We start from the raw sequence: 25,359 nt of genomic DNA on the forward strand, positions 1-25,359 counted from the left end.
CAAAACATCAAACGGGAGGGTAAAATGACTTTGACAAAACTGACCGGCGCCTTGTTCTGCGGCACGATGCTGGCTTTCGCGATGCCAGCTGCAGCCGAGACGACATTGAGCGTCTATATATCGAGCCAGCACCAGCCACAGGTGTGGCGTCAGGCGCTCGACAAATATGAAGCCTCCAATCCTGATGTGAAGGTCAAGATTGAAACCGGCGGCAATACATCGGAAGCGCAGGCGCAATATCTGAATACGGTCATGTCGGCAAAGGATACGTCGCTGGACGTGTTGATTCTTGATGTCGTCCGTCCGGCCCAATTTGCCGCGGCTGGCTGGACAAGCGATTTTGCCAAGAAGGACATGTCCTCATATCTGCCCGCCTATGCGGGTGCCAACACGGTGGATGGAAAAGTCATTGCGCTGCCAGCCTTCGCTGACTCGCAGTTTCTTTATTATCGCAAGGATCTGCTGGATAAATACGGCATTCAGCCGCCCAAGACCTGGGACGAGTTGAAGGCTGCGACCAAGAAAATTTCCGAAGGTGAGGGCAATGCCAATCTTCAGGGACTTTCCTTCCAGGGCAAAGCCATCGAAGGCGCGGTCTGCACCTTCCTTCTGCCCTACTGGAGCCAGGGCAAGAACCTCACCGAGAATGGTCGCCTGACCTTTGACCGGGACGCTGCGATCAAGTCGCTGAGCCTCTGGAAGAGTTTTGTCGATGAAGGCGTGTCAAAGAAGAATATTGCCGAAGTTGGCACGGATGATACCCGCAAGGAATTCCAGGCCGGAAATGCTATCTTCGCGGTCAACTGGTCCTATGCCTGGGCGCAGGCTCAAGACAAGGAATCCGCTGTCGTCGGCAAGGTCGGCGTTGCGCGTCTGCCAGCGGTTACCGGTGGCGAGCAGGCAACATGCCTTGGTGGCTGGGAATGGGGCGTTTCCGCCTATTCCAAGAACCAGGATGAAGCCAAGAAGCTAGTGGAATATCTTTCATCTCAGGATGTTTCCAAGTTCATGGCCATCAATGGCTCGCTGCTGCCAACCTATGCCGGTCTCTACAAGGACGCGGATGTTCTGAAAAGCGCACCATGGTTTGGAGATGCCCTTCAGGTGGTCGAAACCGCCAAGCCACGCCCTGTGACCCCACGTTATAACGAGGTCAGCGAAGTCATTCGCACGACCGTCAACTCGGTTCTGGCTGGCGTATCGACACCAGAGCAGGGTGCGGACCAGATTGAAGCACGCCTGAAGCGCATTTTGCGATAAGAGACCGCGCAATGTCTGACGTCCCCCTTTCCAGTTTCGGCAGGGGGACGTTTTTTAAAAGAATGGTGCGACCGCCGCTGGCGAGCTTTATCTCGCCACCATGCCACACAATGTCTCGGAACAAAGCCATGGCAACGACATCATCAACCAAAACGGCAGATCATGGCACCGCTCCACCGCCCGGCTGGACGCGGTTGCTCGACCTCAGCGATCGCTCTCTTGCCGTCTTGCTTCTGGCACCGGCTGCACTGCTGTTGGCGCTGATCATTGTCTATCCGGTGTGTCGTCTGATCTATACGAGCTTTTTCAGCCTGTCCCTGACGTCAGGCCTGCCAGCCGTCTTCGTGGGCTTTGAGAACTACGAATTGATGATTGAAGATCCGGTGTTTTGGGAAACAACCTGGAACACCGTTCTCATCACGCTCATCACCGTGCCGGGCGCTCTTCTGGTTGGGCTTGGTCTGGCGCTTATGGCCAACCTTCCTTTTGCGATGCAGTGGCCGGTGCGCCTGTCCCTGCTGATACCCTGGGCGCTGCCGCTTTCCTTTGCGGGCCTGATCTTCGCCTGGTTCTTCCATTCCGAATATGGTGTCGTCAACGATGTGATCAACAGGTTCGGCTTTGAGGGCATCATCTGGTTCAACTCGCCCAATTGGGCTTTCGCGGCCATCTGCCTGACCATCATCTGGAAGACATCATCCTTCATGGCGCTAATTATTCTGGCGGGTTTGCAAACCATTCCGCGTTCGCTTTACGAAGCTGCCGATGTGGATGGCGCGGGCCGGTTGCGACAGTTCTTCGAGATTACCCTGCCGCTGCTCAAGCCTTCAATTGTCGTGGCACTCATCTTCCGCACCATCACCGCACTGCAGACCTTCGACATTCCCTACATGATGACGGGCGGCGGACCGGGCACATCGACCGCAACGCTTGCCATGTATATCCACCAGAACACCGTATCGTTTCTTGATCTGGGTTACGGCTCGGCGCTCGCCGTTGTCATGTTCGCGCTGTCCATGTGCGTGACAGCCGTTTATCTGCGCATGATCCGGACCAAGGAGTCATCCTCATGAGTGCCACAACTCCATCAGGTCCAATGTCGTTTCTGTCTGGAAAACCGCTGCGCTTCATCGCCGCTGGCATATTGTTGATCAACGGCCTGTTTCCGGCACTATGGATTCTCTTCACATCCTTGAAGACGGAAGCGGAGCTGACGGCAAAGCCGATTACCTGGATTCCGCACGCCCCCACGCTTCAGAATTACATGCAGGCCTTTGCCGACCAGCCGCTGCATATCTTCCTGTTCAACAGCTTCATGGTGGCGCTGTTATCCACAGCGCTGACCTTGCTCGTTTCCGTTCTCGCAGCCTATGCACTCGCGCGGCTGAACCTTGCCTATCGCGGATTGATCCTGTCGCTGATCATTGCCGTCTCCACCTTTCCGCTCGTCACGCTTTTGGTTCCGCTTTTTGAAATCATGCGTGCGCTCAACCTTCTCAACAGCTGGACCGCTCTGGTTTTGCCATACACGGTGCTGAGCCTCCCGGTCTGCACATTAATGCTGGTCTCGTTCTTTGAAGGCATTCCGCGTGATCTTGAAAATGCCGCCATGATTGATGGATGCACGCGGATGGGGGCTTTGTTCAAAGTGGTGGTCCCGCTTTGTGCGCCCGGCGTTTTCACCGCTGGCATCCTTGCCTTCGTCAACGCCTGGGATGAGTTTTTGCTGGCCCTGTCGTTCAACTCCAACCCATCCCTGCGCACATTGCCGGTGGGCATCCAGCTTTATCAGGGCGAATTTGCTTTCCCCTGGCCCGTCATTTCCGCTGCCCTCGTTGTCGGCATCGTGCCGGTCGCCATCCTCATCGTCATCTTTCAGGAACGTGTCGTTTCTGGCCTGACGGCAGGTGGCATCAAGGGTTGAGCGCGGCAGAAACGCGGGATCGTAAGATTTTCAAGGTAGCACGATGAAACTCGAACAGACACAAACTGGCTTCACGCTCTCGCTGAACGGGCGGGTCATTCTGGAGCACAGTGATGCTTCGCCAGCCATCTTTGTCGGCTACGGCCAAGAGCGCATGGACATGTATCGCGGCAATTTCGAAATCGAAGACTATGTGATCGAGCGCCGCCCGCTATCTCACGCTCAGATCGATGGTGACAGGATTTCGCTCTCCGACGCGCCAGGACAGCCGCCGCGCCTCATCCTGACCCTTGCCGAAGATGCTATTAAGTTCGACCCGACTGATCCTAAACTCAACCGCCTCTGGGTCCGCATCAAGGCCGATGACGACGAGAATGTCTGGGGTGGTGGCGAGCAGATGTCCTATTTCGACATGCGCGGCCGCCGTTTTCCGCTATGGACCTCGGAACCCGGCGTGGGGCGCGACCCGACAAGCGAAATCACATTCAAGGCCAATGTCAAAGACAAGGCCGGCGGCGATTACTACAACACCAATTATCCGCAGCCGACCTATGTCTCTTCGGCGCTGTACGCGCTACATGTTGAGACAACAGCCTATTCCGTGTTCGATTTTCGACAGAAAGCTTTCCACGAGATCGAGGTGTGGGCCATTCCCGAAAGGCTTGAGCTTTTTACTGCCCCAACATTCGTGGAATTGGTCGAAGTTCTCTCATCGCGCTTCGGGCGGCAGCCTCCGCTGCCGGACTGGGTCTACAATGGTGCCATCATCGGCCTCAAAGACGGCGAAAATTCCTTCACCCGGCTTGAAACAATTCGCAGCGCAGGGGTAGAGGTGTCCGCCCTTTGGTGTGAAGACTGGGTCGGCCTGCGGCAGACCACCTTTGGCGCCAGATTGTTCTGGGACTGGCAGGCGAATGAGGCCAGATATCCGGGCCTGAAAGAAAAGATCGCTGAATTAAGCGAAGGCGGCATCCGCTTCTTGGGCTACGTCAATCCATATCTTTGCGTCGATGGTCCGCTCTTCAAGATCGCTGATGAGGCCGGTTACTTCGCCACTGACAATGCCGGACAGACTGCGCTTGTCGATTTCGGCGAGTTTGATTGCGGCGTGGTTGATTTTACCAATGAGGCGGCAGCTGAGTGGTTTGCTGAAGAGATCATTGGCAAGAACATGCTGGACTATGGCCTATCTGGCTGGATGGCGGATTTTGGCGAGTATCTACCAATCGATATTACCCTATCGAATGGTATCGACGCCAAGCTGATGCACAACGCCTGGCCGACATTGTGGGCGGAGGTGAACGCCAGGGCGGTTGCTTCGCGCGGCAAGACGGGCGATGCCCTGTTTTTCATGCGGGCAGGGTTCACGGGCGTGCAGCAACATTGCCCGCTTTTATGGGGCGGGGATCAGTCCGTGGATTTCTCGCGCCACGATGGCCTTGTTACGGTGATGTGCGGAGCGCTCTCTTCCGGGCTTCTTGGCAATGCCTATCATCACTCGGATATTGGCGGTTACACCAGCCTGTTCGGTAATGTGCGGACACCGGAGCTTATGATGCGATGGGCCGAAATGGCGGTGTTCACGTCCGTCATGCGTACACACGAGGGAAACCGCCCGCGTGAGAATATTCAAATTGATCAGGACGCTGAAGTCCTATCGCATTTTGCCCGTATGACCCGGGTCTATCGTCATCTTGCACCCTATTTGAAGTCGCTCTCCGCGCAGGCTGTTGATCGTGGTTTGCCCGTCCAGCGACCCCTCTTCCTGCACTATCAGAACGATCGGCGGACCTATACGATTCAGGACGCATATCTCTATGGCGCCGACATGCTGGTCGCCCCGGTCTGGGAGGCCTCTAAAGACGCTCGTTCCGTTTATTTGCCGCAGGGTGACCGGTGGGTGCATGTCTGGACCGGTGAATGCTTTGAGGGTGGCGCAGAGGTGCAGATCTCAGCACCGCTAGGAAGCCCGCCTGTATTTTACCGGGAAGGTTGCAAGGGCGAGCAGCTCTTTAAGGGACTTCGTAGCATCTGAAGCTGATGGCGCACGCTTACTCAACATCACCCGGATGATACGTCAATTCCGGAATACACCATAAAATATTATCATTACATTTATACATCCTTTAGGTTGTAGTGGTTTACTCAGGATATGCGCCGGGAGCGCGTCTGAAAGTAAGCAACTTGCAACGTTACATGTCTTGCATGCAGAAGGGGAACAAATGACATTGTTGAAAACGTCGATTCACAGCGCCGTCAGCGGATTGGCGAGCATGGGCATGATGAGCGGTTGGGGCTCCGCCCTTGGAGTTGCCGCAATTGCGACCGCAACGCCAGCAGCCGCTTGCAACTCTGAACCCTATATCGGGTCCGTATGTACGTTTGCAGCTGATTGGTGCCCCCGGGGCTACCTGCCAGCGAATGGTCAAACACTGTCCATTCGGGAATATACGGCTCTATTCGCTACGTTAGGTAACCGCTACGGCGGGAATGGCGTCAACGATTTTGCCCTCCCTGATTTCCAAGGCCGTACCGCCATTGGAAAAGGCAAGGGTCTCGGCTTAGACAAGATTTTACTTGCAGAAAAGGTGGGGCAACAAGAGGTCCAGTTGACGACAAGTCAAGTTCCGTTGGTTCCACATTCGCATCTGGCAACGTTTAAAGGGAGTGGAGAAAGTTCAAAGCGCATAAGCATTCCAGCCAGTGCTGGTTCTCTTGGTGTAACGTCAAAGTTAGAGGCCCTGCAGGTCACCGGCACCGCTCAACCCCAGGCGGGCAAATTTCTCGGAATGGGTGGAAGTGGCACTCAGCAAGCACCGATTTATGCGACGTCCACTACCACAACGACAGCTGTTGAGCTAGGTGGGCTTGAAGTGAAATTGACCGGCACCGCAGGCCACGGCGATTTTGAATTTGACGTTAAGACAGGGATAACTGGCGGAACGGTTAGCGTTGCTCCTGCTGGGTCTGCTGCGACCGTTGGCGTATCAACCCAGTCGCCAGGCTTGGGCATGACAGTTTGCATCGCCCTCGAAGGTATATACCCCCCGAGACCCTGACCGCCAGAACAACGAAATGAGAAAGGGACAATAGTAGGCTACTGTCCCTTTCAGTTCCGCTCAGAACTTTCCGCTGATCCCGGCTTTCACACCGAGTGATTTTTCATCATCAGCCGAAAAATTGAAGAGCAGTCCGGCGTCAAGACTCCAGTTGTCTGCGGTATCGAGCGACAGGCCCGCCGAAAGCTGGCCGAAGGCTCTGTTGCTATCCCGATCAGTAACGCCGCCCGTAAAGCCGATTTTGGGTGTCAGAATTCTGTCTTTCTCCAGGGTGAAATGACGGGCTAGTTCTGCGCCGAGGCTAACACGCAGCTGATCCTGGGTGAAGCCTTCGATCGTCAGCACATCACCATCACTGTTTGTCACTGAATAATCCTCAGCGGTTTCGGAGAAGTACAGAGCGCGCAACCTGGGGGTTAATGTTGTGACGTCGTCGAGAGCCCATTGACCGCTTATTGACGTGTCGAACATCCAGCGCGTGGTATCGAAACTTCCATCCCAGAACTGAGTGTCAATATTGTTCGCAGATCCGCCATAGAGCAAACTGGTATCCCAGAATATGCCCTTGCCAATCTCCAGTGAGGCGTTGGGGCCGACGAACCAGCCATTGCCGGTCAATGTGGCATCCTCTTTGGTCGGATCGGTCATGTGGTCAAAATGGAAGGACAGGCCAATGAGAGCCCCAGGGGAGAGCAAGTAATCGGCACCTGCAGACACCATGGCGAAGTTGCCCCACTTGTCGCCATTGTCCTTCCGGTTATGAGCGAGGAAAGTGCCGTCGATCCACACGTTGAATGGCAATTGTTCATCGGACACTATGCCATCGCTGTTGTCACGGGCAGCTTCCATCTGGGCAAGGCTTGTGGAGAAACCAAGCGTGATGCCCTGCGCCGATGGCGTCATGCGTGTCGTGACGGGAGCCGTGGCCCGTGCCATCTGGCGGCGTTCGAGGAGACCCGGAACTTTGATCGTGGATGATATGAGGTTTTGACGTGTCTGGACGAAGCCATACACAAGCGTGTCGATCTCGTACGCAACCTCGGCTGGATCATAAGCGATATTGTAGGTTATCGTACCTGTATTGGACACGCCCAGCGTGCTGGTAAGGCGAAAACCGACACTGACCCTGCCGGAAAAGGCCGGATTCGGGGTGAATTTCATATACCAACCCGTTGGAGTTGGGCCACTTGCCTGCGCGAACTCTCCGTTCACAATGGCGAAGGTTCCCGCATTGCTTTGAGTGTTGGAAATGATTTCAGCAGAATCGAACGGACCACCGGTTGCGCCAGATGCAAGGTTCACGTTGTTTGGCGCAGAGCCAGCCGACACGGTGACTGTCTTGTCATCAACGGTGACGGCGCGCGCGGCGACATGCAGTGTATAGCTAGCCGTTGCGGTGGCGCCGGTGTTGTCGCGGGCCTCGATCGTGAAGCTGTAATCACCCTCGGTATTGGCATCTAGCGAACCAGCCAATTCGCCAGTTGAAACATTGAGGACCAAGCCTGCGGGCAGGGGCGGGCTGCCTGTCGGGATTCCGTACGTCGTTGCTCCTACTCCACCCGTTGCCGAAATCGGCTGGCTGTATTCTTCGCCCGCCATGGCTTCTGGCAGAGGTCCGCCAGCGGGGGAAAATACGAAGTTGGTCGCAGGGCTAACCGTGATTCCGTAGGTCGCGGAACCGCTGTTTGGCGGAGCAGCATTGTCGCTTGCTTCTATCGTGAAGCTATAGGTTCCTGCCGTGGTCGGCGTTCCGGAGATTTCGCCGCTTGCGGTGTTCAGCGTCAAGCCGGAAGGCAGCGCACCCGTTTTGACGCTGTAGCTTATCGGCGCTGTGATGCCGGATGCATTCGCAGTCACCGTCTGGTCATAACGGGAGCCTACCCTTGCTGACGAAAGCGCACCCCCAGCGGTACTGAAAGTAAAAGTCGGTGCCGCAACGGTGACTGCAATGGCTGCCGATGTTGCCGCAGCATTGTTGGTATCGCCGCCATATTCGGCAGTAATGGAGTGCGAGCCGGCGGTAAGGGATGTGGTGGTATAGGTGGCTGTTGTGCCGGAGATGGAGATGGTGCCGGTGCCGATTGTGTTCGTGCCATCCTTGAACGTCACGTTGCCGGACGGCGCGGAACCATTCGAGAGTGTCGCGGTAAAGGTGACGGATTCACCCACGTCCGGATTATTGTCAGAGGCAGACACGACGACGGTTGGAGCAGCTTGGCCAACGGCAACGGTGACTGCAATGGCCGCCGATGTTGCTGGCGCATTGTTGGTATCGCCGCCATATTCGGCAGTGATGGAGTGCGATCCGGCGGTGAGGGTTGCGGTGGTATAGGTGGCTATGTTGCTTGATATGTTGCCTGTGTCGAGTGTGTTCGTGCCATTCTTGAAGGTGACCGTGCCGGAAGGCGATGAGCCATTTGATAGTGTCGCAGTAAATGNGCAGCATTGTTGGTATCGCCGCCATATTCGGCAGTAATGGAGTGTGAGCCGGCGGTAAGGGATGTGGTGGTATAGGTGGCTGTTGTGCCGGAGATGGAGATGGAGATGGTGCCGGTGCCGATTGTGTTCGTGCCATTCTTGAAGGTGACGGTGCCGGAAGGCGATGAGCCATTTGATAGTGTCGCAGTAAATGTGACGGATTCACCCACGTCCGGATTATTGTCAGAGGCAGACACGACGACGGTTGGAGCAGCTTGGCCAACGGCAACGGTGACTGCAATGGCTGCCGATGTTGCTGGCGCATTGTTGGTATCGCCGCCATATTCGGCAGTGATGGAGTGTGAACCGACGGTGAGTCCTGCGGTGGTATAGGTGGCTGTGGTGCCGGAGATGGTGCCAGTGCCGATTGTGTTCGTCCCATCCTTGAAGGTGACGGTGCCGGACGGCGAGAATACGTTCGAGAGTGTCGCGGTGAAGGCGACGGATTCACCCAGCACAGGGGAAGGGTTGGGGGCGGAAACGGTGAGGTTTGGAGTGCTTTTGGTGTAAGTGAAGCCATTGCTCAGCGTTCCGTTACCTGCCGGTGTGGTAACGACAACGTCAACGGCTCCTACACCATTTGCTGGTGTCGTGGCCGTAATCTCAGTAGCGGATTCCACGTCAACATTTGTCGCCAGCTCCCCGCCGATCGTGACGCTGGTTGCGCCCGTGAAGTCCGTACCGGTAATAGTGACAGATGTTTCACCCGCCGTTTTTCCCGTTGATGGGGAAATGTTTGTGACTGTCGGGGGGGCTGCTGCTCGCGTTACGGTAAGGGAATAGGTTTGTTTAGTCACATTATCGGCAGCGGTGACCTCTATCTCAATGTTGTTGGGCCCCGGATTGAGAGCGACTGGGTATCCCTGCGCGGATGTAGCCGTAGCGCCGTTGATCTTGATCGACCCGCCGTTGCTGGCAGTGGGTGTGACGGTGAGCGGATTGACGCTATTGGCCACTGATGCTGTGTAGGTGGTCGTTCCGGAAGCGAAGGTCGGCGAAAGTGTTCCAGAATTTGTTATCAGGCTTGAAAGAGTTGCATCGGTGGAGGCCGAGCTACCCGAGGCACGGCATGTCAGCGTCATTGAGGCCGATCCCTGCGATGTCACGGCATTGCCCGACCGCGTCGATCCCATGACGTTGAAGCTGTATTCGACCGTGACATTGATTGGGACGATAACCGTTTCAACAACTTCTGCACCTGAACTAGGTCTGTATTCAAATAATCCGCCCGAATTATCAAACCATAACGCACTGGCAGAGGCGCGGTTTTCCGGAGTGTTTGCAACCATTTCACTGGAGTGGGAATTCTCTGTTTTAATTGTGAAGACGAATTCCTCGTCTGCGGCAAAGTTGCTTCCGCTTTGCGGAGTTGCAATTTCTTTTTGGCCGGCCTGCGACGTTTCCTGCACATTGAGACTTAAACAGGCAGTTGAAAGCGCAAAGGCCACTTGCGTGTTTGCTGCTATCGCCAGAATCGCCAACGACAAAAGATACAACCCACGACGTGCCGGGATTTTTACGCACATAAAAAATGCTGACAACAAGGCAAGACAACGAGATGCAAAAGACATGCGTTTGGCCTATTTAGCGGTGGCGAACATGGGCATTCGCCGCAATATTGAAGGGTCTGCATCATTGGTTTTTGCAATGATGAGGCGAAATGTTAGGTGATTTTATATTACCTTAGGATGCAAATTAATTTGCATCCAGCACACCCATGAATCAACGCAGGGTAGCATCAGCAATTTCGCCGCGCCGTGTCTCGGATTTGCAACAGTCCGCGTCAAATATCATCAAAATTAATGGGAATTCGGTATCCGAAATGAGGCTTTGATGATGCCGCTTCGCTTGCGAAGCAGCGCTATCGCATCGCCTGATTGGCCACCAATTTTGGGCATCGGTGGGTGGCTTAAATGGTATTGGCCCGCCCCATCAATGGGGCGGGCTTGCTTCTATCCGCTTCACTTCGCGTTTTCCATACGAGGTCGATGAAGGAAATGAGCGTTGAACACTTCCTGAATCTATAATGAAAGCAGTGGCTTCTGGTTGATACAGGCTTTCCTATAGGAAAAACGGAAAGCTTTTTGTTCTTTCGTCAGATCATAATCTCGCCGCCCGTGACGGGAATAACAGCGCCGGTCATGTAGCTACCCAGATTGGAGGCCAGCAGAACGTAGGCGCCAGCAAGCTCAGCCGGTTGTCCGGCGCGCTCCATCAGCGTATTTGCGCCAAATTTTGCCGTTTTTTCCGCCGGCATGGTGGATGGGATGAGCGGCGTCCAGATCGGTCCCGGAGCCACTGCGTTCACGCGAATACCCTTGTCTGCAACCATAGCCGCGAGACCAGCGGTAAAATTAGAGATTGCACCTTTCGTGGAGGCATAGGCGAGTAGATTAGGGGAGGGCTGACGCGACTGGATCGACGTTGTGTTGATGATCGCGCTGCCTGCTCTCATTAAGGGCACTGCGGCCTTGGCGAGGAAAAAGGGAGCATAGATGTTGGTGCGGTATGTCTCATCCCATTCCTCGGCAGTGATATCCTCGATAGAGGCATAGGTGCGCTGGAAGGCTGCATTGTTGACAAGAATGTCGATGGCACCCAGCTTTTCGACGGCTTCGGCAACGAGCGATTTGCAGTGTGCTTCAGACTTGATGTCGCCAGGAACGAGGATTACCTTGCGGCCAGCTTCTTCAATCCACTTGGCTGTATCTTCAGCATCCTCATGCTCATTTAGATAGGAAACCAAAACGTTTGCGCCTTCGCGGGCAAATGCAATCGCTACCGCTTTGCCGATGCCTGAGTCTGCGCCTGTAATCAACGCGACCTTGCCTGCGAGGAGCCCGTTACCACGATACGACTCTTCACCGTGATCGGGCTTCGGGCTCATTTGCGCGGTTGTGCCGGGTGGCTCCTGCTTCTGGTCAGCGTAGGGCGGCGTTGGGTAATTTGTGTCGGCCATGATATGTCCAATCTGTTGCTTGCGGGAAATGGATTCCCTTCGCTAACAACTGGTGGCCTGATCTGTTCCCCGAAAACCATCCCTTCCGCTGTCCCACTACACCACATCGAGGTGGTTAGACCGCCAGAAAGCCGCCATCCACAGGCAGCACAGCGCCTGAGATCATTTTACTGTCATCCGACAAAAGCAGAGCGATGCTTTGGGCCACTTCCTCGGCCTCAGCAAAGCGGTTGAGAGGGTGGCGAACCATCATGGGTGCGCTTTTTTCAGCATCGCTCCATGCCGCGGCGGCCAGTTCCGTCAGAGTGATCGTCGGTGCGACGGCGTTGACCCGGATGCCGTGAGGGCCGAGTTCCTTGGCAAGAACACGGGTAGCGCCTTCCAGTCCGGCCTTTGAGGCTGCATAGCAGAGATGATCCTGAAAACCGCGATGCCCTGCAATGGAGGTGATGTTGACGATGGCGCCGCCACCACCGGCGGCGATGCGTGCGCGTGCGAATTCCTGCGATGTAATGAGTGCTGCGCGCAGATTGATCCCGAGAACCGCCTCATAGCCCTCTTCTGTCATATCCAGCACGCTTTCGAGAACATTCGTTCCGGCACTGTTGATCAGGTAATCACAGGTTCCTGCTTCCTGCATTGCGGAACGTGCGCTGGCGGCATCTGCAAGATCCACGCGGATGGAGCGCCCGCCGATCTCTGCTCGCAACGCGTCGAGATCGGATTGGGTGCGGCTGAGAGCCACGACCTCTGCGCCACGCTGAGCCATCAAAAGCGCGCAGGCGCGCCCGATGCCTTTGCCAGCGCCGGTAATGATGACGGATTTTCCTGAGAATTGCATGATAGCCTCGTATATCTGGCGTGGAGCCGGTGATGGTGATGCGAAATGCCGCCGTTGAGGTCAGGCCATTTCGTCCATGGAATGGCGGATCTGGCGTGCCAGTGTCTGGAGCGACATGAAGGCCGCGTAGCGTGTCTCGTGCAGAGCTTGGACTGCCTGATCCGGATCGCAGCGCATTGCCACACGCGACATTGCGGGCATCGCGGTTTGAAGATCGTCATAAAGCCCTGCCGCGACAGATGCGAGGATGGCAGAACCCAGCAGAACCGGCTCTTCGCATTCGGTGATTTCGACCGGGTAGCCGGTTGTATCTGCCAGCAACTGACGTGTGAGCGGGTGAGAGCCTGCACCGCCACTGACGCTGATGGTTGATATCGGCGCGCCATGCGTCGCCTGTGTCTCGATGATCTGCCGCAGGCCGTATCCCAGGCTGCATATTCCGGCGATATAAAGCGCAACAAGCGATTCCGGGCCGGTTTCCATTCCCTGCCCCATGATGACGGCGCGGGCATGGGGATCTGCAAAGGGCGCACGATTGCCCAGAAATTCAGGGACAACATGGAGATGATCGGCGAGGCGAACTGCTTTTGCTGATGTCGAAGCGTGTTCCAGAGCCTGGTCTGCCAGCCACTGCGGCAGTGATTTTCCGGCGGCGGTGGCAAGCTGCGCGGCTTGCTCGGTCGATGGGTGCAGTTGCACGAGTTGGTCAATAGCCGCTCCGGCAGCCGACTGGCCGCCTTCGTTCAGCCATGCGCCCGGCACCATGGCAGAATAGTATGGACCCCATACGCCCGGCACGAAGACCGGCTTTTCCGTTGTTGTCATGGTGCAGGATGACGTGCCGAAAACATAGCCGAGGCAATTTCGTGCGTCTCCTCCTGCCGCAACCGTGCCGACACCACCGGCATGGGCGTCTATCAAACCGGCAGCAACGGCGGTGCCAGCGGGCAAGCCCATCGCTTGCGCTGCCAACGCAGTCAGGCCGGTTCCGAGAGCAGTTCCCGGCTCGACAACGCTTTGGCCGATCCTCGAAAAATCCCGATCGGCCAGATCGCCCAGCCCGATCTGGCGGAAATAATCGGCGTCCCACCGCGCCTCATGGGCGAGATAGGTCCACTTGCAGGTTACGGTGCAGCTGGACCGATCCAATGCGCCGGTGGCTTTCCAGGTCAGAAAATCTGCCAGATCGAAGAAATGCTCTGCGCGCGCATAGATCTCCGGTCTGTTTTCCTTCAGCCAAAGCAGCTTGGGCGTCTGCATTTCCGGTGAGATGCGACCGCCAACATATTTCAGGACGTCATGTCCCTGTTTGTTGATGCGGTCAGCCTGTTCTACCGCGCGGTGATCCATCCACACGATGATATCCCGTTCAGGATGGGCGGGATCACCCACGGGTAAGGTCTCTTCGTCAGTGCCACGCACGACCAGCGAGCAGGTTGCGTCAAAACCGATGCCTGCCACATGGGCAGGGTCAATACCCGCTTCCAATACGCTTTCGCGTACGGCTTCGCAGACGGCATGCCAAACCTGCTCGCTGCATTGCTCGACAATTCCGCCATCTTCGCGATGCATGGAGATGGGCCGCTTAGCGACGGCCAGTAGCTGACCTGAGGTATCAAAGACACCCGCTCGTGCAGAGCCGGTTCCAACATCAACGCCGATCAGATACTGAGCCATCTTTTTTTTCTCCTGCCTGCCCTTAGTCTTAAACGCGGTCGAAGCTTGTCGGCAAGACCAGCATGTCACGGATGGTGACGGTGCGTTTGCGTGTCAGCATGTAGACGATGGCGTCGGCAACTTCGCTCGGATCGATCAAGGCACCGGCCTCTTTTGCCTTGCGCAGGTTTTCTTCTGGCCAATCTGCCAGAAGCGCTGAAACGACAGGGCCGGGCGATACCTGGCCAACACGCACGCCGTGCGGAATCATCTGGCGGCGCATTGTCTGGACAAAGCAGGTGATGGCCCATTTGGACGCTGCATAAACCGGCTCCCAATAGGTTGGATAGTGGCCCGCAATGGAGCATGTCACGATGATATCGCCGGTTTTGCGCTCGCTCATGTGCGGAACAACGGCGTGCACGTTCTTCATCACCGCGTTGACATTGAGGTTGAGCATCTTGTCGATGGCCTCGGGGTTGGTTTCGGTGAGATCGCCACCGATATAGGTCCCGGCATTGCAATACAGGATGTCGATATGATCGACCTTCTGTAGAATTTCAGGGATCATCGCATTGCAGCTATCCGCATCCAACAGGTTGGTGACCTGCGGAATGGCTTTTTCGCCCAGTTTTGCCGTCAGTTCAGTCAGAGCATTTTCATTCCAGTCCACCATCACAACGGTGGCGCCCTGTTCCAGCAATGCTTCGGTGGTTGCGAGGCCAATTCCCGATGCCGCTCCGGTGATGACGGCGATCTTGCCTTGCAGTGATTGAGACATGGTATTCTCCTGTTTTATTGAAAAAGTTCAATGATTTCAGCGCCATTCGCGCCCGATATAGATGGCCAGCAGGATGATGCCCCCCTTGATCACATCTTGCAGATACGGGTTGATGCCCATGAGATTGAGCCCGTTATTAAGGATGCCGAGCAGGATCGCGCCGATCAGAGTGCCAAGGATGAGGCCACGTCCGCCTGCAATCGCGGTGCCGCCAAGGACAACGGCTGCAATGGCATCCAGCTCGAAACCCACACCGGCATTTGGCTGGCCGCTCATCAAACGACCGATGAGAATGATGGCTGCTAGCGCCGATGTGAAACCGGCAATGCCGTAGACGGCGAGTTTCACATGCTGGGTCTTCACGCCGGAAAGGCGTGCTGCGTTTTCGTTGCCACCCAGCGCGTAGACATGGCGACCGAAGGCGGTGCGCTGGAGAAGCACCCAGGCAAGGGCATAGGTCACCACCATGATGATGACCGGCACCGGCACAAAACCTGCGCGACCCACGCCGAACCATGAAATCCAGCTCGGAATACCGCTGATCGGATAGCCGCCCGAATAGATCAGCCCCAGCCCGCGCGCCATGCCCATGGTTGCCAGTGTAACGATGATGGCGGGCATCTTGCCCCACGCGACGAGCGCGCCATTCAGCAGACCGATTGCGATGCCGATGGAGAGGCCAATACCCAGCGCCGCGATGGCTGGAATGCCCATTTTTACCATCATGCCAGCGCAGAGCGTGCCGACAAGGGCCATGACCGCTCCGACCGAAAGATCGATACCGCCGGTGAGGATAACAAAGGTCATGCCGACCGCGAGGATGCCGACGATGGACACCTGGCGCAGGACGTTCATGATATTGTTCAGGGTGAAGAAGTTGTCGCTCGCCAGCCCCATGATGATGGAGACAACAATGAGCCCGACAAGGGGCAGAGCGAGAGGCGTTTGCAGCAGGCGTCCAAGGGTCAGGCCGTTGGATCTCGTTGCTGTGTCGGTGTTTGCATCAGGCAACATGTTCAACTCTCCCGGTGGTCGCATGGGTCATGATTGTTTCGGAATTCACAAGGTCACCCTCGACTGTCGCCACGATGCCGCCTGAGCGGAAGACGCAGACCCGGTCGGACATGCCGATGATTTCTGGCAGTTCGGATGAGATCATGATGATCGAGTAGCCCTGTTCGGTGAACTGGCGCATCAGGGCGTAGATTTCAGCTTTGGCACCCACATCAATGCCGCGCGTTGGTTCATCGAAGATCAGCACCCGCATATCGTGGTTGAGCCACCTGGCAATCACGACCTTTTGCTGGTTGCCTCCGGACAGGGTATCGACGCGGGCGTCTGGGCCTTGCGCCTTGACGCGGACCTGATCCATGGCGTCCTGCGTATCGCGACGTTCTTTTTTCAGATCGATGAACCAGTGGTTCTTGCGATACTTCTTGTAGTTATTGAGCGAGATGTTCTGCAGGATGGAAAAGCTGGTGATTAGACCCTCATCCTTGCGGCTTTCGGGTAGTAGGCCGACGCCACTGGCCAAGCCGTCATCGGGGCCAGAAAATCGCTTTTCGATGCCATCCATCTTGAGCTTGCGGCGCGCGAAGGAATGCGCCCCGAGCATGGCGAGCACAGTCTCCGTCCGCCCCGAGCCGACGAGACCGGCGAAGCCCAATATCTCGCCTTTTCTCAAGGAGAACCGCGATATCGGGCCTCCCTTCTTGAGTTGCAGTTCTTCCACTTCGATCACGATGGGCGCACTACTCGTCGTGCCAGTCTTGGGCGGAAAATTATTCTCTATCCGTCGCCCCACCATCATCTCGACAAGGCGGTCGTTGTCCACATCGGACACGAGGCAGGATGCAATGAATTCTCCATCGCGCAGCACGGTGATGCGGTCGCAGATTTCAAAGATTTCTTCCAGATGATGCGAAATGAAAATGATCGCCACGCCCTGACTGCGCAAGGTGCGCATGACATTAAACAGGTGTTCGGTCTCAGACGGTGTCAGGGTTGCCGTCGGCTCATCCAGAACCAGAATCCGGGCATTGAGGGAGAGTGCCTTGGCAATCTCGACAAACTGCTGCTCGGCGACAGACAGGCGGTGGACCGGCACATCAAGAGGCACATCGACTGCCAGTTGGCGCATGATTTCGGCTGCGCGAATGCGCATGGCTTTTCTATCCAGAAGGCCGATTGGCCCGCGCAACTCTCTGGCGAGGAACATGTTTTCGACAGCATTGAGATAGGGTATCAGGCTGAATTCCTGAAAGACGATGCCTATTCCAGCCGCGATGGCCTCGTCGTAATTGGCGAATTGATGCTCTTTTCCTTCAATCAGGATCGCGCCGTCCGTCGGCTTGATGATGCCGCAGAGAATTTTCATCAGCGTGGATTTGCCAGCGCCGTTTTCGCCAAGAAGTGCGTGAACTTCTCCTGCGCGCGCTGTCAGATCGACGCCACGCAGGACTTCGATCTGGCCAAAGCTTTTTCTGATCCCTTTGAGTTCAAGCATTCTGCTCTCCTCGGTCGTTGAAAAATCCTGCACCCACATGGCCGTGGGTGCAGGCTTGGCTGTGCTAATTACCAGCTGAAGTCAGCTGCATTCTTGCTGTCTACAACGCGCACGTCGATCGGAACTTCCTTCGGCACGACAACGGCACCCCACTTCTGGGCAAGCGCCATGGCAAGGCCAACGCGAACCTGGTCACGCGGGAATTGGGCTGTTGTCTCGATGAAGTTGGTGCCATCGGCAATGGCCTTCACTGCTTCAGGCGCACCATCGACCGAGGTCAGCTTGATATCCCGACCGGAACCCTGAATGGCGGCAAGTGCACCCATGGCCCCGCCATCATTCACCGAGAAGATACCGGCGAGTTTCGGATGCGACTGGATCATGTTTTCAACGACGCCGAGCGCGACCGAGCGATCCTGTCGACCATTCTGGGTGTCCACCAGCTTGATCTCCTTGAATTCACCAAGAGCTGCCTTGCAACCCTCGACGCGCTGCAGGATAGGCACAACGGGAATGCCGTCCAGAATGGCAACTTCACCCTTGCCGCCGAGGGCTTCGCCCAGATGCTTGCAGGAGAGATATCCGGCATCGCGGTTCTTGGAGCCGACGAAGGTATCGACCGGGCCATTGGCGTTGGCATCGATGGCAACGACGATCACGCCTGCGGCCTTGGCAGCGTGAACGGCGGCTTCGATGCCGGCGGAATCCGTTGGGTTCAACAGCAGGATATCGATTTTCTGCTGGAGCATGTCTTCAACATCGGAAACCTGCTTTGCAACATCATGAGCCGCGTCTGTGACGATCACGTCTGCACCGATGCTGGCTGCGGCCTCTTTCAAGGCTTCTTGCATCGAGACGAAGTAGGGATTGTTCAATTCCTGGAATGTCATTCCAATCTTGAGTTTTTCCTGGGCGAGTGCAGGTGTGATGCACAAAGCCAGTGCGGCGGTGGCCGAAAGAAGCATCTTTTTCATCTAGGTTCCTCCCTTATGGATGAATGCAGGCATAGCTGCGCGTTTCCAGACAGCAGACCGCTGCCCGAATGGTTTAAAGTCAGATTGTCAGGCTCGATCAGTCCGCCATCATGAACGCCTTCTGCGCCGTGAATGTCGTACGGAACTGGGATGGAGACATTCCCTTCAACTTCAGGAAATGCCTGTTGAAATTGGACAGGTTTGAAAACCCTACTTCGTAGCAAACTTCTGCGACATTGACGTCGAGGTCCGCCAAAAGCATCTTGCAGGCAAGGTCGATGCGCATCTGGTTGCGGTAGCGCACCAGCGTCGTGCCGGTGTGGCGCTTGAAGGCCCGGGAAAATGTGCTGGGGCTTTGGCCGAACATTTCCGCAAGCTCGCTTTCCTCAACCTGATCGGTCAGGTTCTCGCGCAAGTGAGACAAGGCGCGGTTGATCCCGCTGTCTTCCGTGCTTGTCAGATCAAGTTGGAAGCTGAGGCTTGCAAGCACCTCGTGATCCCCCTCCGCGAGACGGTCGAGAATTTCCCAGAACAAGGCAAGGCGTTTCAGGCCCTGTGCTTCCAGCAGTTTTTCGATGATAGGGCGCACGGCCGCGCTGGTTGCATCGTCAAAAAGCAATCCGCGGCGGCTGCGATCCAGAAGCGGGCGCACCGCTTCCATCTCCGGCATGGATGCGCAGGCGCCTTCGATGAAGGCTTCAGGGAACTGGATGACGAGCGAACGGGCCGGGACGATCTCGCCCTCTTCAATATCGCTGATCCAGTTTTGTGGAAGGTTGGGGCCTGTCATGATGAGCTGACCCGGGCTGAATGTGCCGACGAAATCGCCCAGATAAAACGTGCCTGTTGTCGCCACCACGAGGTGGATTTCATATTCGGGATGGTAATGCCAGCGCACCGTGCGGAACGGGTAGCCATGCGTCCAGGCTGCGAAAGATTCGCCCTTGCGGATATGGACCAGTTCAAGATCGGGTTGCATGGATACTCTCTCCCTCAAACGCTACATCCCCTTAAGGGCTGGCCATTGGCTCCTCTCCAACTGACCTCGAACGTTGGCCGGAGCATCCAGTGTTCAGCCGGATCATTCCACATCATTGCGGAGAAATTGCTGATACTTTTTTGTCGTCGCGCCATGGGGTGTTGTATGAGGCTATACTTGTACAGGAAGGAGACTTCACAAGTTTGGCATATTTTTGCGCCGCAGCGCAGCAAATTGGCGCTGATCCGAACAATTAAGCCAAAGGTTGAGGTTTTATGCGATGATCGCGCCCGCTGGTAGCGCTTTCAACCCTTATACTTTTCAGGCATCCTGACGTCTCTATGGTATCGGTTAAATGAGTGAATCCAGTACTATAAGTTGATAGAGCCAAAGACCGTAAGAGAGGACCGAGGGGAACGCTTGTGGCTCTCCTAAAGCCGCGCCTTTGTCGAGCGTGAGGTGGACAGAAGAAGGCTGGTTTCGCTGCCGGTAATGCCCGGAACCAGACGGATGCGGCGCAGAATGGAATCGAAATCGCTAAGCGTCGGCGCGCTCAATTCCACAATCAGATCCCACCTGCCATTGGTCGAATGGATCTCGGATATCTCAGGGAAGCCGCCAAGTGCACGGATCACTCTGTCGGTCACATGCCCCTCGATCTCGATCATCATGATTCCGCGCACGGTTGCCGCTGCCGCATCGGCCCGCAGAACGACGGTGTAGCCGACAATCGTGCCGTTCGCCTCGAGCCGCTCTATGCGTGCCCGTACCGTGGCGCGGGATGTCTCTGTCTCCAGCGCGAGGTCGGAGATGCTGCGTCGCCCGTTGTGACGCAGAAGCGTTATCAGTTTCGTGTCCAGTTGATCCATTGTGCCACTTTGCAAACTCGATTGACCGAATTGGTAGGAAGTGAAATCGGTTTTGCCAATATGCATTGTTCATATTGCCATCGTCAAATGGTTCAATTTCATGAGTTCAAAGCGAGGGAGACGCTCATGGAATGCAGGTTGATCGGGGTGCCCTTGCAGATCGGTGCCGGACATCTGGGGTGCGAGATGGGACCAAGCGCGCTGCGCATAGCGGGCCTGAAAACTGCATTGGAAGATCTTGGCCATGGCGTGGTTGACCTGGGCAACATCACGCCCGCACCACTTCGTGACTTCGCCCATCCCAACAGCGCCGTTCACCATTTGTCGGAAACGGTTGCATGGACCGAGGCGCTTACGAAAATCGCCTACCGCGAAAGCGAAAACGCGATGCCAATTTTTCTGGGCGGCGATCATGCCATTTCAGCGGGGAGCGTGACAGGTGTGGCGCGGCGTGCGGCGGAGATGGGCAGACCACTCTTCGTGCTGTGGCTGGATGCCCATACGGATTATCACACCTTGCAAACCACTCGCAGTGGAAACCTGCACGGAACCCCGGTGGCATATTACAGCGGACGCGATGGCTTTGAAGGTTACTTCCCCAAAGTTACGCATCCCGTTAGTCCAGACAACATCTGCATGATCGGCATTCGCAGTGTCGACCCGGCCGAAAGCGCCGCACTCGGTGAAACCGGTGTGACCATTTACGACATGCGCATGATCGATGAACACGGCGTTGGCGTGTTGTTGCGATCGTTTCTTGAGCGGGTTCAGGCGGCGAATGGTCTGCTGCATGTCAGCCTTGATGTCGATTTCCTTGATCCATCGATTGCGCCTGCGGTGGGCACGACTGTGCCGGGAGGCGCAACGTTCCGTGAAGCGCATCTGGTGATGGAAATGCTGTGCGATAGCGGCCTGGTTTCGAGCCTCGATCTTGTCGAGCTCAACCCGTTTCTGGATGAGCGGGGCCGCACTGCGCGTCTGATGGTGGATCTGACCGCAAGCCTGATGGGCAAGCGTGTTCTGGACCGACCGACGAGAGCTGGCTGAGGAGGGCTGGATCATGGTATTACCGAACCTCAATATCGTCCCCTTCATCAGTGTCGATAACATGATGAAGCTGGTCCTGAACGTCGGCATCGATACATTTATGTCCGAACTCGCCGATACGCTGGAAGAGGATTTCAGACGCTGGGAGCAGTTCGACAAGACGCCGCGTATCGCCTCCCATTCCATGGAAGGTGTCATCGAGTTGATGCCAACCAGCGACGGACAGCTCTACGGTTTCAAATACGTCAATGGACACCCCAAGAACACCCGACAGGGACGCCAGACCGTGACGGCATTCGGTGTCTTGTCGGATGTGGGCAACGGCTATCCGATGCTGATCTCCGAAATGACGATTTTAACAGCCCTGCGGACTGCCGCGACATCGGCACTTGCTGCGAAATACCTTGCGCGCAAAAACGCCCGCTCAATGGCCATCATCGGCAATGGTGCGCAAAGCGAGTTTCAGGCGCGCGCCTTCAAGGCCATCATGGGCGTCGACCATCTCAGGCTTTATGACGTTGACATGCAGGCGAGCCTCAAATGCCAGCGCAATCTTCAGGGCTCCGGCTTCACTATTACGATTTGCGAGAGCGCGGAGGATGCGGTTGAAGGCGCCGATATCATCACGACCGTTACCGCCGACAAGCAATATGCAACCATCCTGACCGACAATATGGTTGGCCCCGGCGTTCACATCAATGCGGTGGGCGGTGACTGTCCCGGCAAGACGGAATTGCATAGAGATATTCTGCTTCGTTCAGGAATTTTCGTGGAGTACCCGCCGCAAACCCGCATCGAGGGCGAAATTCAGCAGTTGCCTGGAGATTACCCCGTCACAGAACTTTGGGAAGTGATTGCGGGCAGCAAACCGGGGCGCGAGGGCGACGGACAGATCACCCTCTTCGACAGCGTGGGCTTTGCAATCGAAGACTTTTCGGCCCTGCGCTATGTCAGGTCGAAGCTCGCTTCCACAGGGTTGTTCGACGAGTTGGATCTGCTGGCGGACCCGGATGAGCCGAAGGATCTGTTCGGTATGCTGCTGCGCTGTGAGGCGAAGGCCGCCCAAGTGCTATAGCGACAGTCTTCTATTGCGGCGGGCAACCATTTGCTCCCGCCAGATGGTGAAAAGACCGGCAGCGATGACGATGATTGCGCCCACAATCATGTGGGCGTTCAAGACCTCTCCATAGAGGCCTACGCCCATGATGGAGACGAGCACCAACTGGTAATAGGAGAAAGGCTGTACTGTCGCGGCATCGGCCAGCTCGAAGGCTTTGATGAGAAGATAGTGCCCGCTCATGCCCGTGATACACAGGGCCAGCATCCAGACCCAATCGGCTGGCGCCATTGTAACCCAATAAAACGGCCCAATAAGTGTCAGCGCCAATGCTCCTGGCACGCCGGTGTAGAAGAAGCTTGTCATGGCCGTGTCAGTGCGGCTGGCAAGGCGTGTTAGCACGCTGTAAAGCGCGGACAGCAATGCGCCAGCAAAGGTTATCAGCAAAGCCGGGTCAAAACCGTTCTCATCCGGTTTGAGGATGATGAGCACACCCAAAAAACCAACCAGAATTGCCGACCATCGCCGCCAGCCGACCTGTTCACCCAGGATCGGAACAGACATCGCTGCGACAAAAAGCGGCGCTGCAGCGAAAATGGAGTGGGTATGCGCCAGACCGACGATGGAAAACGAGAAAATCGCGAGAACAATCTGCACCGCTAGCAACACACCGCGACTGGATTGAAGCCAGAAACGCTGAGTGGTGGCGGTTCTGCGAAGTCCTGCCTGTGATCTTAGCGCGAGGATGATGACGAAAATTGCGAAAGCCCAATAGCGCAGCATGGCGACGAGGACGGGCGGATAGGCCGAGCCGAGATGCTTCGAAATGCCATCCTGTGCGGCAAAAATGGTGAAGGCCGCAAGCGCATATAAATAACCGGCAGATTGGGAGGGCATGGAGGGCTCTGTGATTGTGCAGGTGAGTGCGGGAAAGACGCAAGCGTTACTAAAGTTTCTCTCCCGACACAAACGTGCAAGGCGAAGGATCGATCCTTTCGCAGATCATAGGCTTTGAGATTCGACGGAAAAGACAACATGTCATACATGTTTGACAAATAGTCGCATATCTGTCTAATAGGATGCGAAGATGATGTCGGTGGCCGCCGGGCTGCAGAGGGAGGACAGATGATTATTACCGACGTGGACGTGCGGGTGTTCAAAACCACTACGCGTCGCCATTCCGATAGTGCCGGCCACGCGCATCCGGGTCCGGCGCATCAGGTTGAGCAGGCCATGCTGACAATCCGCACGGAGGACGGTCAGGAAGGGCATTCCTTTACCGCACCGGAAATTGTTCGCCCCCATCTCATCGAGAAATTTGTCAAAAAGGTTCTTATCGGTGCCGATCACCGCGATCGCGAAAGGCTGTGGCAAGACCTTGCGCATTGGCAGAGGGGGTCTGCAGCGCAGTTGACGGACCGCACGCTAGCCGTGGTCGACTGCGCCTTGTGGGATCTGGCCGGTCGTTCGCTCAACCAACCTGTATACAAGTTGATTGGTGGCTATCGTGACAAGGTGCTCGCCTATGGCTCGATCATGTGCGGGGATGAGCTTGAAGGCGGTCTTGCGACCCCTGAGGACTACGGTCGCTTTGCTGAAACGCTGGTGAAGCGCGGTTATAAAGGCATCAAGCTGCACACGTGGATGCCACCTGTCAGTTGGGCGCCGGATGTCAAGATGGATCTCAAGGCCTGTTCTGCCGTTCGCGAAGCGGTGGGTCCCGATATCCATTTGATGATCGATGCCTTCCATTGGTATTCCCGGACCGATGCGCTGGCTTTGGGGCGCGGTCTGGAGAAGCTGGATTTCGACTGGATCGAAGAGCCGATGGATGAGCAGTCCATGTCATCCTACAAATGGCTGGCGGATAATCTCGATATTCCGGTCGTTGGACCTGAAAGTGCGGCTGGAAAGCACTGGCACCGGGCGGAATGGTTAAAGGCGGGTGCCTGCGATATTTTGAGGACCGGCGTCAATGATGTTGGCGGCATTACGCCTGCGCTGAAAACCATGCACCTTGCGGAAGCCTTTGGCGTGGAATGTGAAGTGCATGGCAACACGGCCATGAATTTGCACGTGGTGGCCGCGACCAAGAATTGCCGCTGGTATGAGCGTGGGCTGCTGCATCCTTTCCTCGAATATGATGATGGCTTTGATTATCTGAAATCCCTGTCCGACCCGATGGACGCAGATGGCTACGTGCATGTGCCTGATCGTCCGGGTCTGGGAGAGGACATCGATTTCAACTTCATCGAAAACAATCGCGTCCGGTAAGGCCAGAGATGAAGACGATCCTTGCCTTCGGCGATAGCCTGACCTGGGGTGCAGACCCGGCGACCGGATTGCGCCATCCGCGTGAGTTCCGCTGGCCGGAGGTGCTGGAGGCGGGTCTTGAAGGCAAGGCGCATGTCATAGCCGAGGGGCTTGGCGGGCGCACAACCTGTTACGATGATCATGCCGGACCTGCATGCAGAAATGGTGCCAAGGCGCTGGAGGTAGCGCTTGCTTCCCACATGCCGCTTGACCTCGTCATCATCATGCTGGGGACGAATGATCTCAAGCCCGTGCATGGAGGCGTGGCCGAAACGGCTGTTTCAGGGGTGCGACGTCTGGCGCAGATCGTCGACACATTTCCCTACAAGCCTCGGTCATTCCGACCGAGCCTGTTGATTGTCGCGCCGCCTGCCTGCGTGGCGGGGCCGACGGGTGCGCCCGCCGCAGGTCGGCGCATCTCGGAGTCTCAGCGCTTGTCGCCCCTTTATGAAAAGCTGGCGGGAGAGGTGAATTGTGCATTCTTCGATGCCGGTACCGTTGCCAGCGCGTCATCCATTGATGGCGTACATCTGGAGGGTGAGGCGACTGCCAATATTGGACGTGCGCTGGTGGCGCCCGTTTTAGCCATTCTTTAATTGATCAGCGTCGTCGCAGAGGAGTGCCGATCTGGTCTTGAGTTAATGCCGTGATGGATG

General features: G+C 56.2%; 21 protein-coding genes and 1 pseudogene. 10 read left to right on the top strand and 12 right to left on the bottom strand.

All coding sequences use genetic code 11. The features are described 5' to 3' along the window. Window positions 1-24: 24 nt before the first annotated feature. The 5 genes from IFT53_RS20665 (at window position 25) to IFT53_RS20685 (ending at window position 6,243) form a co-directional block, all read left to right on the top strand. Window positions 25-1,260, top strand: coding sequence for an ABC transporter substrate-binding protein (locus tag IFT53_RS20665; RefSeq protein WP_192067295.1), 1,236 nt, complete (start codon window positions 25-27; stop codon window positions 1,258-1,260). Between the two features lie 128 nt (window positions 1,261-1,388). Then, window positions 1,389-2,333 carry a carbohydrate ABC transporter permease gene (locus IFT53_RS20670; RefSeq protein ID WP_192067294.1) on the top strand — a complete coding sequence of 315 codons (945 nt, stop codon included), beginning with the start codon at window positions 1,389-1,391 and terminating at the stop codon, window positions 2,331-2,333. Then, window positions 2,330-3,184, top strand: coding sequence for a carbohydrate ABC transporter permease (locus tag IFT53_RS20675; protein ID WP_192067292.1), 855 nt, complete (start codon window positions 2,330-2,332; stop codon window positions 3,182-3,184). Before IFT53_RS20670 ends, IFT53_RS20675 begins: the two co-directional genes overlap by 4 nt. Window positions 3,185-3,227: 43 nt before the next feature. Then, on the top strand, window positions 3,228-5,219 hold the full coding sequence (locus IFT53_RS20680; RefSeq protein ID WP_192067290.1) for an alpha-glucosidase: 1,992 nt from the start codon (window positions 3,228-3,230) through the stop codon (window positions 5,217-5,219). Window positions 5,220-5,406: 187 nt separating this feature from the next. Continuing rightward, a complete protein-coding gene (locus IFT53_RS20685) occupies window positions 5,407-6,243 on the top strand; it encodes a phage tail protein (RefSeq protein ID WP_192067289.1) in 837 nt (278 codons plus the stop codon). A gap of 60 nt (window positions 6,244-6,303) precedes the next feature. Here the strand turns inward: IFT53_RS20685 and IFT53_RS24205 are convergent. Both IFT53_RS24205 and IFT53_RS24210 read right to left on the bottom strand, forming a co-directional pair. Continuing rightward, window positions 6,304-8,681 (bottom strand): Ig-like domain repeat protein (locus tag IFT53_RS24205; protein ID WP_446737702.1); only part of this gene is annotated, 2,378 nt, incomplete at its 5' end. A gap of 1 nt (window position 8,682) precedes the next feature. Beyond that, a pseudogene (locus IFT53_RS24210) lies at window positions 8,683-9,854 on the bottom strand (Ig-like domain repeat protein); the annotation flags it as partial. Between IFT53_RS24210 and IFT53_RS23840 the strand changes: the two are divergent. Then, a complete protein-coding gene (locus tag IFT53_RS23840; protein WP_192067285.1) occupies window positions 9,763-10,392 on the top strand; it encodes a hypothetical protein in 630 nt (209 codons plus the stop codon). The pseudogene IFT53_RS24210 and the gene IFT53_RS23840 overlap by 92 nt on opposite strands. 424 nt (window positions 10,393-10,816) lie before the next feature. Here IFT53_RS23840 and IFT53_RS20705 read toward each other — a convergent pair whose 3' ends face one another. The 9 genes from IFT53_RS20705 to IFT53_RS20745 form a co-directional block, all read right to left on the bottom strand. Next, a complete protein-coding gene (locus IFT53_RS20705; RefSeq protein ID WP_192067282.1) occupies window positions 10,817-11,680 on the bottom strand; it encodes an SDR family oxidoreductase in 864 nt (287 codons plus the stop codon). A gap of 115 nt (window positions 11,681-11,795) precedes the next feature. Continuing rightward, on the bottom strand, window positions 11,796-12,521 hold the full coding sequence (locus IFT53_RS20710; RefSeq protein WP_192067281.1) for an SDR family oxidoreductase: 726 nt from the start codon (window positions 12,519-12,521) through the stop codon (window positions 11,796-11,798). Between the two features lie 60 nt (window positions 12,522-12,581). Then, window positions 12,582-14,198: an FGGY-family carbohydrate kinase gene (locus tag IFT53_RS20715; protein ID WP_192067279.1), complete on the bottom strand. Its 1,617-nt coding sequence runs from the start codon at window positions 14,196-14,198 to the stop codon at window positions 12,582-12,584. A 28-nt stretch (window positions 14,199-14,226) separates the two neighbouring features. Beyond that, on the bottom strand, window positions 14,227-14,958 hold the full coding sequence (locus tag IFT53_RS20720) for an SDR family oxidoreductase (RefSeq protein ID WP_192067277.1): 732 nt from the start codon (window positions 14,956-14,958) through the stop codon (window positions 14,227-14,229). A gap of 36 nt (window positions 14,959-14,994) precedes the next feature. Beyond that, on the bottom strand, window positions 14,995-15,972 hold the full coding sequence (locus IFT53_RS20725) for an ABC transporter permease (protein ID WP_192067275.1): 978 nt from the start codon (window positions 15,970-15,972) through the stop codon (window positions 14,995-14,997). Next, complete coding sequence (locus tag IFT53_RS20730; protein ID WP_192067274.1) at window positions 15,962-17,464, bottom strand: sugar ABC transporter ATP-binding protein; 1,503 nt, start codon at window positions 17,462-17,464, stop codon at window positions 15,962-15,964. Before IFT53_RS20730 ends, IFT53_RS20725 begins: the two co-directional genes overlap by 11 nt. A 68-nt stretch (window positions 17,465-17,532) precedes the next feature. After that, window positions 17,533-18,438 carry an ABC transporter substrate-binding protein gene (locus IFT53_RS20735; protein ID WP_192067272.1) on the bottom strand — a complete coding sequence of 302 codons (906 nt, stop codon included), beginning with the start codon at window positions 18,436-18,438 and terminating at the stop codon, window positions 17,533-17,535. Window positions 18,439-18,535: 97 nt separating this feature from the next. Beyond that, complete coding sequence (locus IFT53_RS20740; RefSeq protein ID WP_192067270.1) at window positions 18,536-19,417, bottom strand: AraC family transcriptional regulator; 882 nt, start codon at window positions 19,415-19,417, stop codon at window positions 18,536-18,538. 431 nt (window positions 19,418-19,848) lie between these two features. Beyond that, the gene (locus IFT53_RS20745; protein WP_042618755.1) at window positions 19,849-20,286 is read right to left on the bottom strand and encodes an Lrp/AsnC family transcriptional regulator; all 438 of its coding nucleotides are present in this window, start codon (window positions 20,284-20,286) and stop codon (window positions 19,849-19,851) included. 126 nt (window positions 20,287-20,412) lie between these two features. Between IFT53_RS20745 and rocF the strand changes: the two genes are divergently transcribed. Then, window positions 20,413-21,333 (top strand): arginase, encoded by a 921-nt coding sequence (rocF, locus tag IFT53_RS20750; RefSeq protein WP_192067268.1) that lies wholly within the window; start codon window positions 20,413-20,415, stop codon window positions 21,331-21,333. Between the two features lie 13 nt (window positions 21,334-21,346). Next, window positions 21,347-22,408: an ornithine cyclodeaminase gene (locus tag IFT53_RS20755; RefSeq protein WP_192067266.1), complete on the top strand. Its 1,062-nt coding sequence runs from the start codon at window positions 21,347-21,349 to the stop codon at window positions 22,406-22,408. Here IFT53_RS20755 and IFT53_RS20760 read toward each other — a convergent pair. Continuing rightward, entirely contained in the window at window positions 22,403-23,287 is an 885-nt protein-coding gene (locus tag IFT53_RS20760) for a DMT family transporter (protein ID WP_192067264.1), read from the bottom strand. The genes IFT53_RS20755 and IFT53_RS20760 overlap by 6 nt on opposite strands. 228 nt (window positions 23,288-23,515) lie before the next feature. On the opposite strand from IFT53_RS20760, the gene IFT53_RS20765 reads away from it, so the two are divergent. Next, window positions 23,516-24,664 carry a mandelate racemase family protein gene (locus IFT53_RS20765; RefSeq protein WP_042618733.1) on the top strand — a complete coding sequence of 383 codons (1,149 nt, stop codon included), beginning with the start codon at window positions 23,516-23,518 and terminating at the stop codon, window positions 24,662-24,664. A gap of 8 nt (window positions 24,665-24,672) precedes the next feature. Continuing rightward, a complete protein-coding gene (locus IFT53_RS20770) occupies window positions 24,673-25,299 on the top strand; it encodes an SGNH/GDSL hydrolase family protein (protein WP_192067263.1) in 627 nt (208 codons plus the stop codon). The last annotated feature ends 60 nt before the right edge of the window (window positions 25,300-25,359 follow it).

The sequence above is a fragment of the Rhizobium sp. CFBP 13644 genome (assembly GCF_014842165.1).
Taxonomy (GTDB): domain Bacteria; phylum Pseudomonadota; class Alphaproteobacteria; order Rhizobiales; family Rhizobiaceae; genus Agrobacterium; species Agrobacterium tumefaciens_C.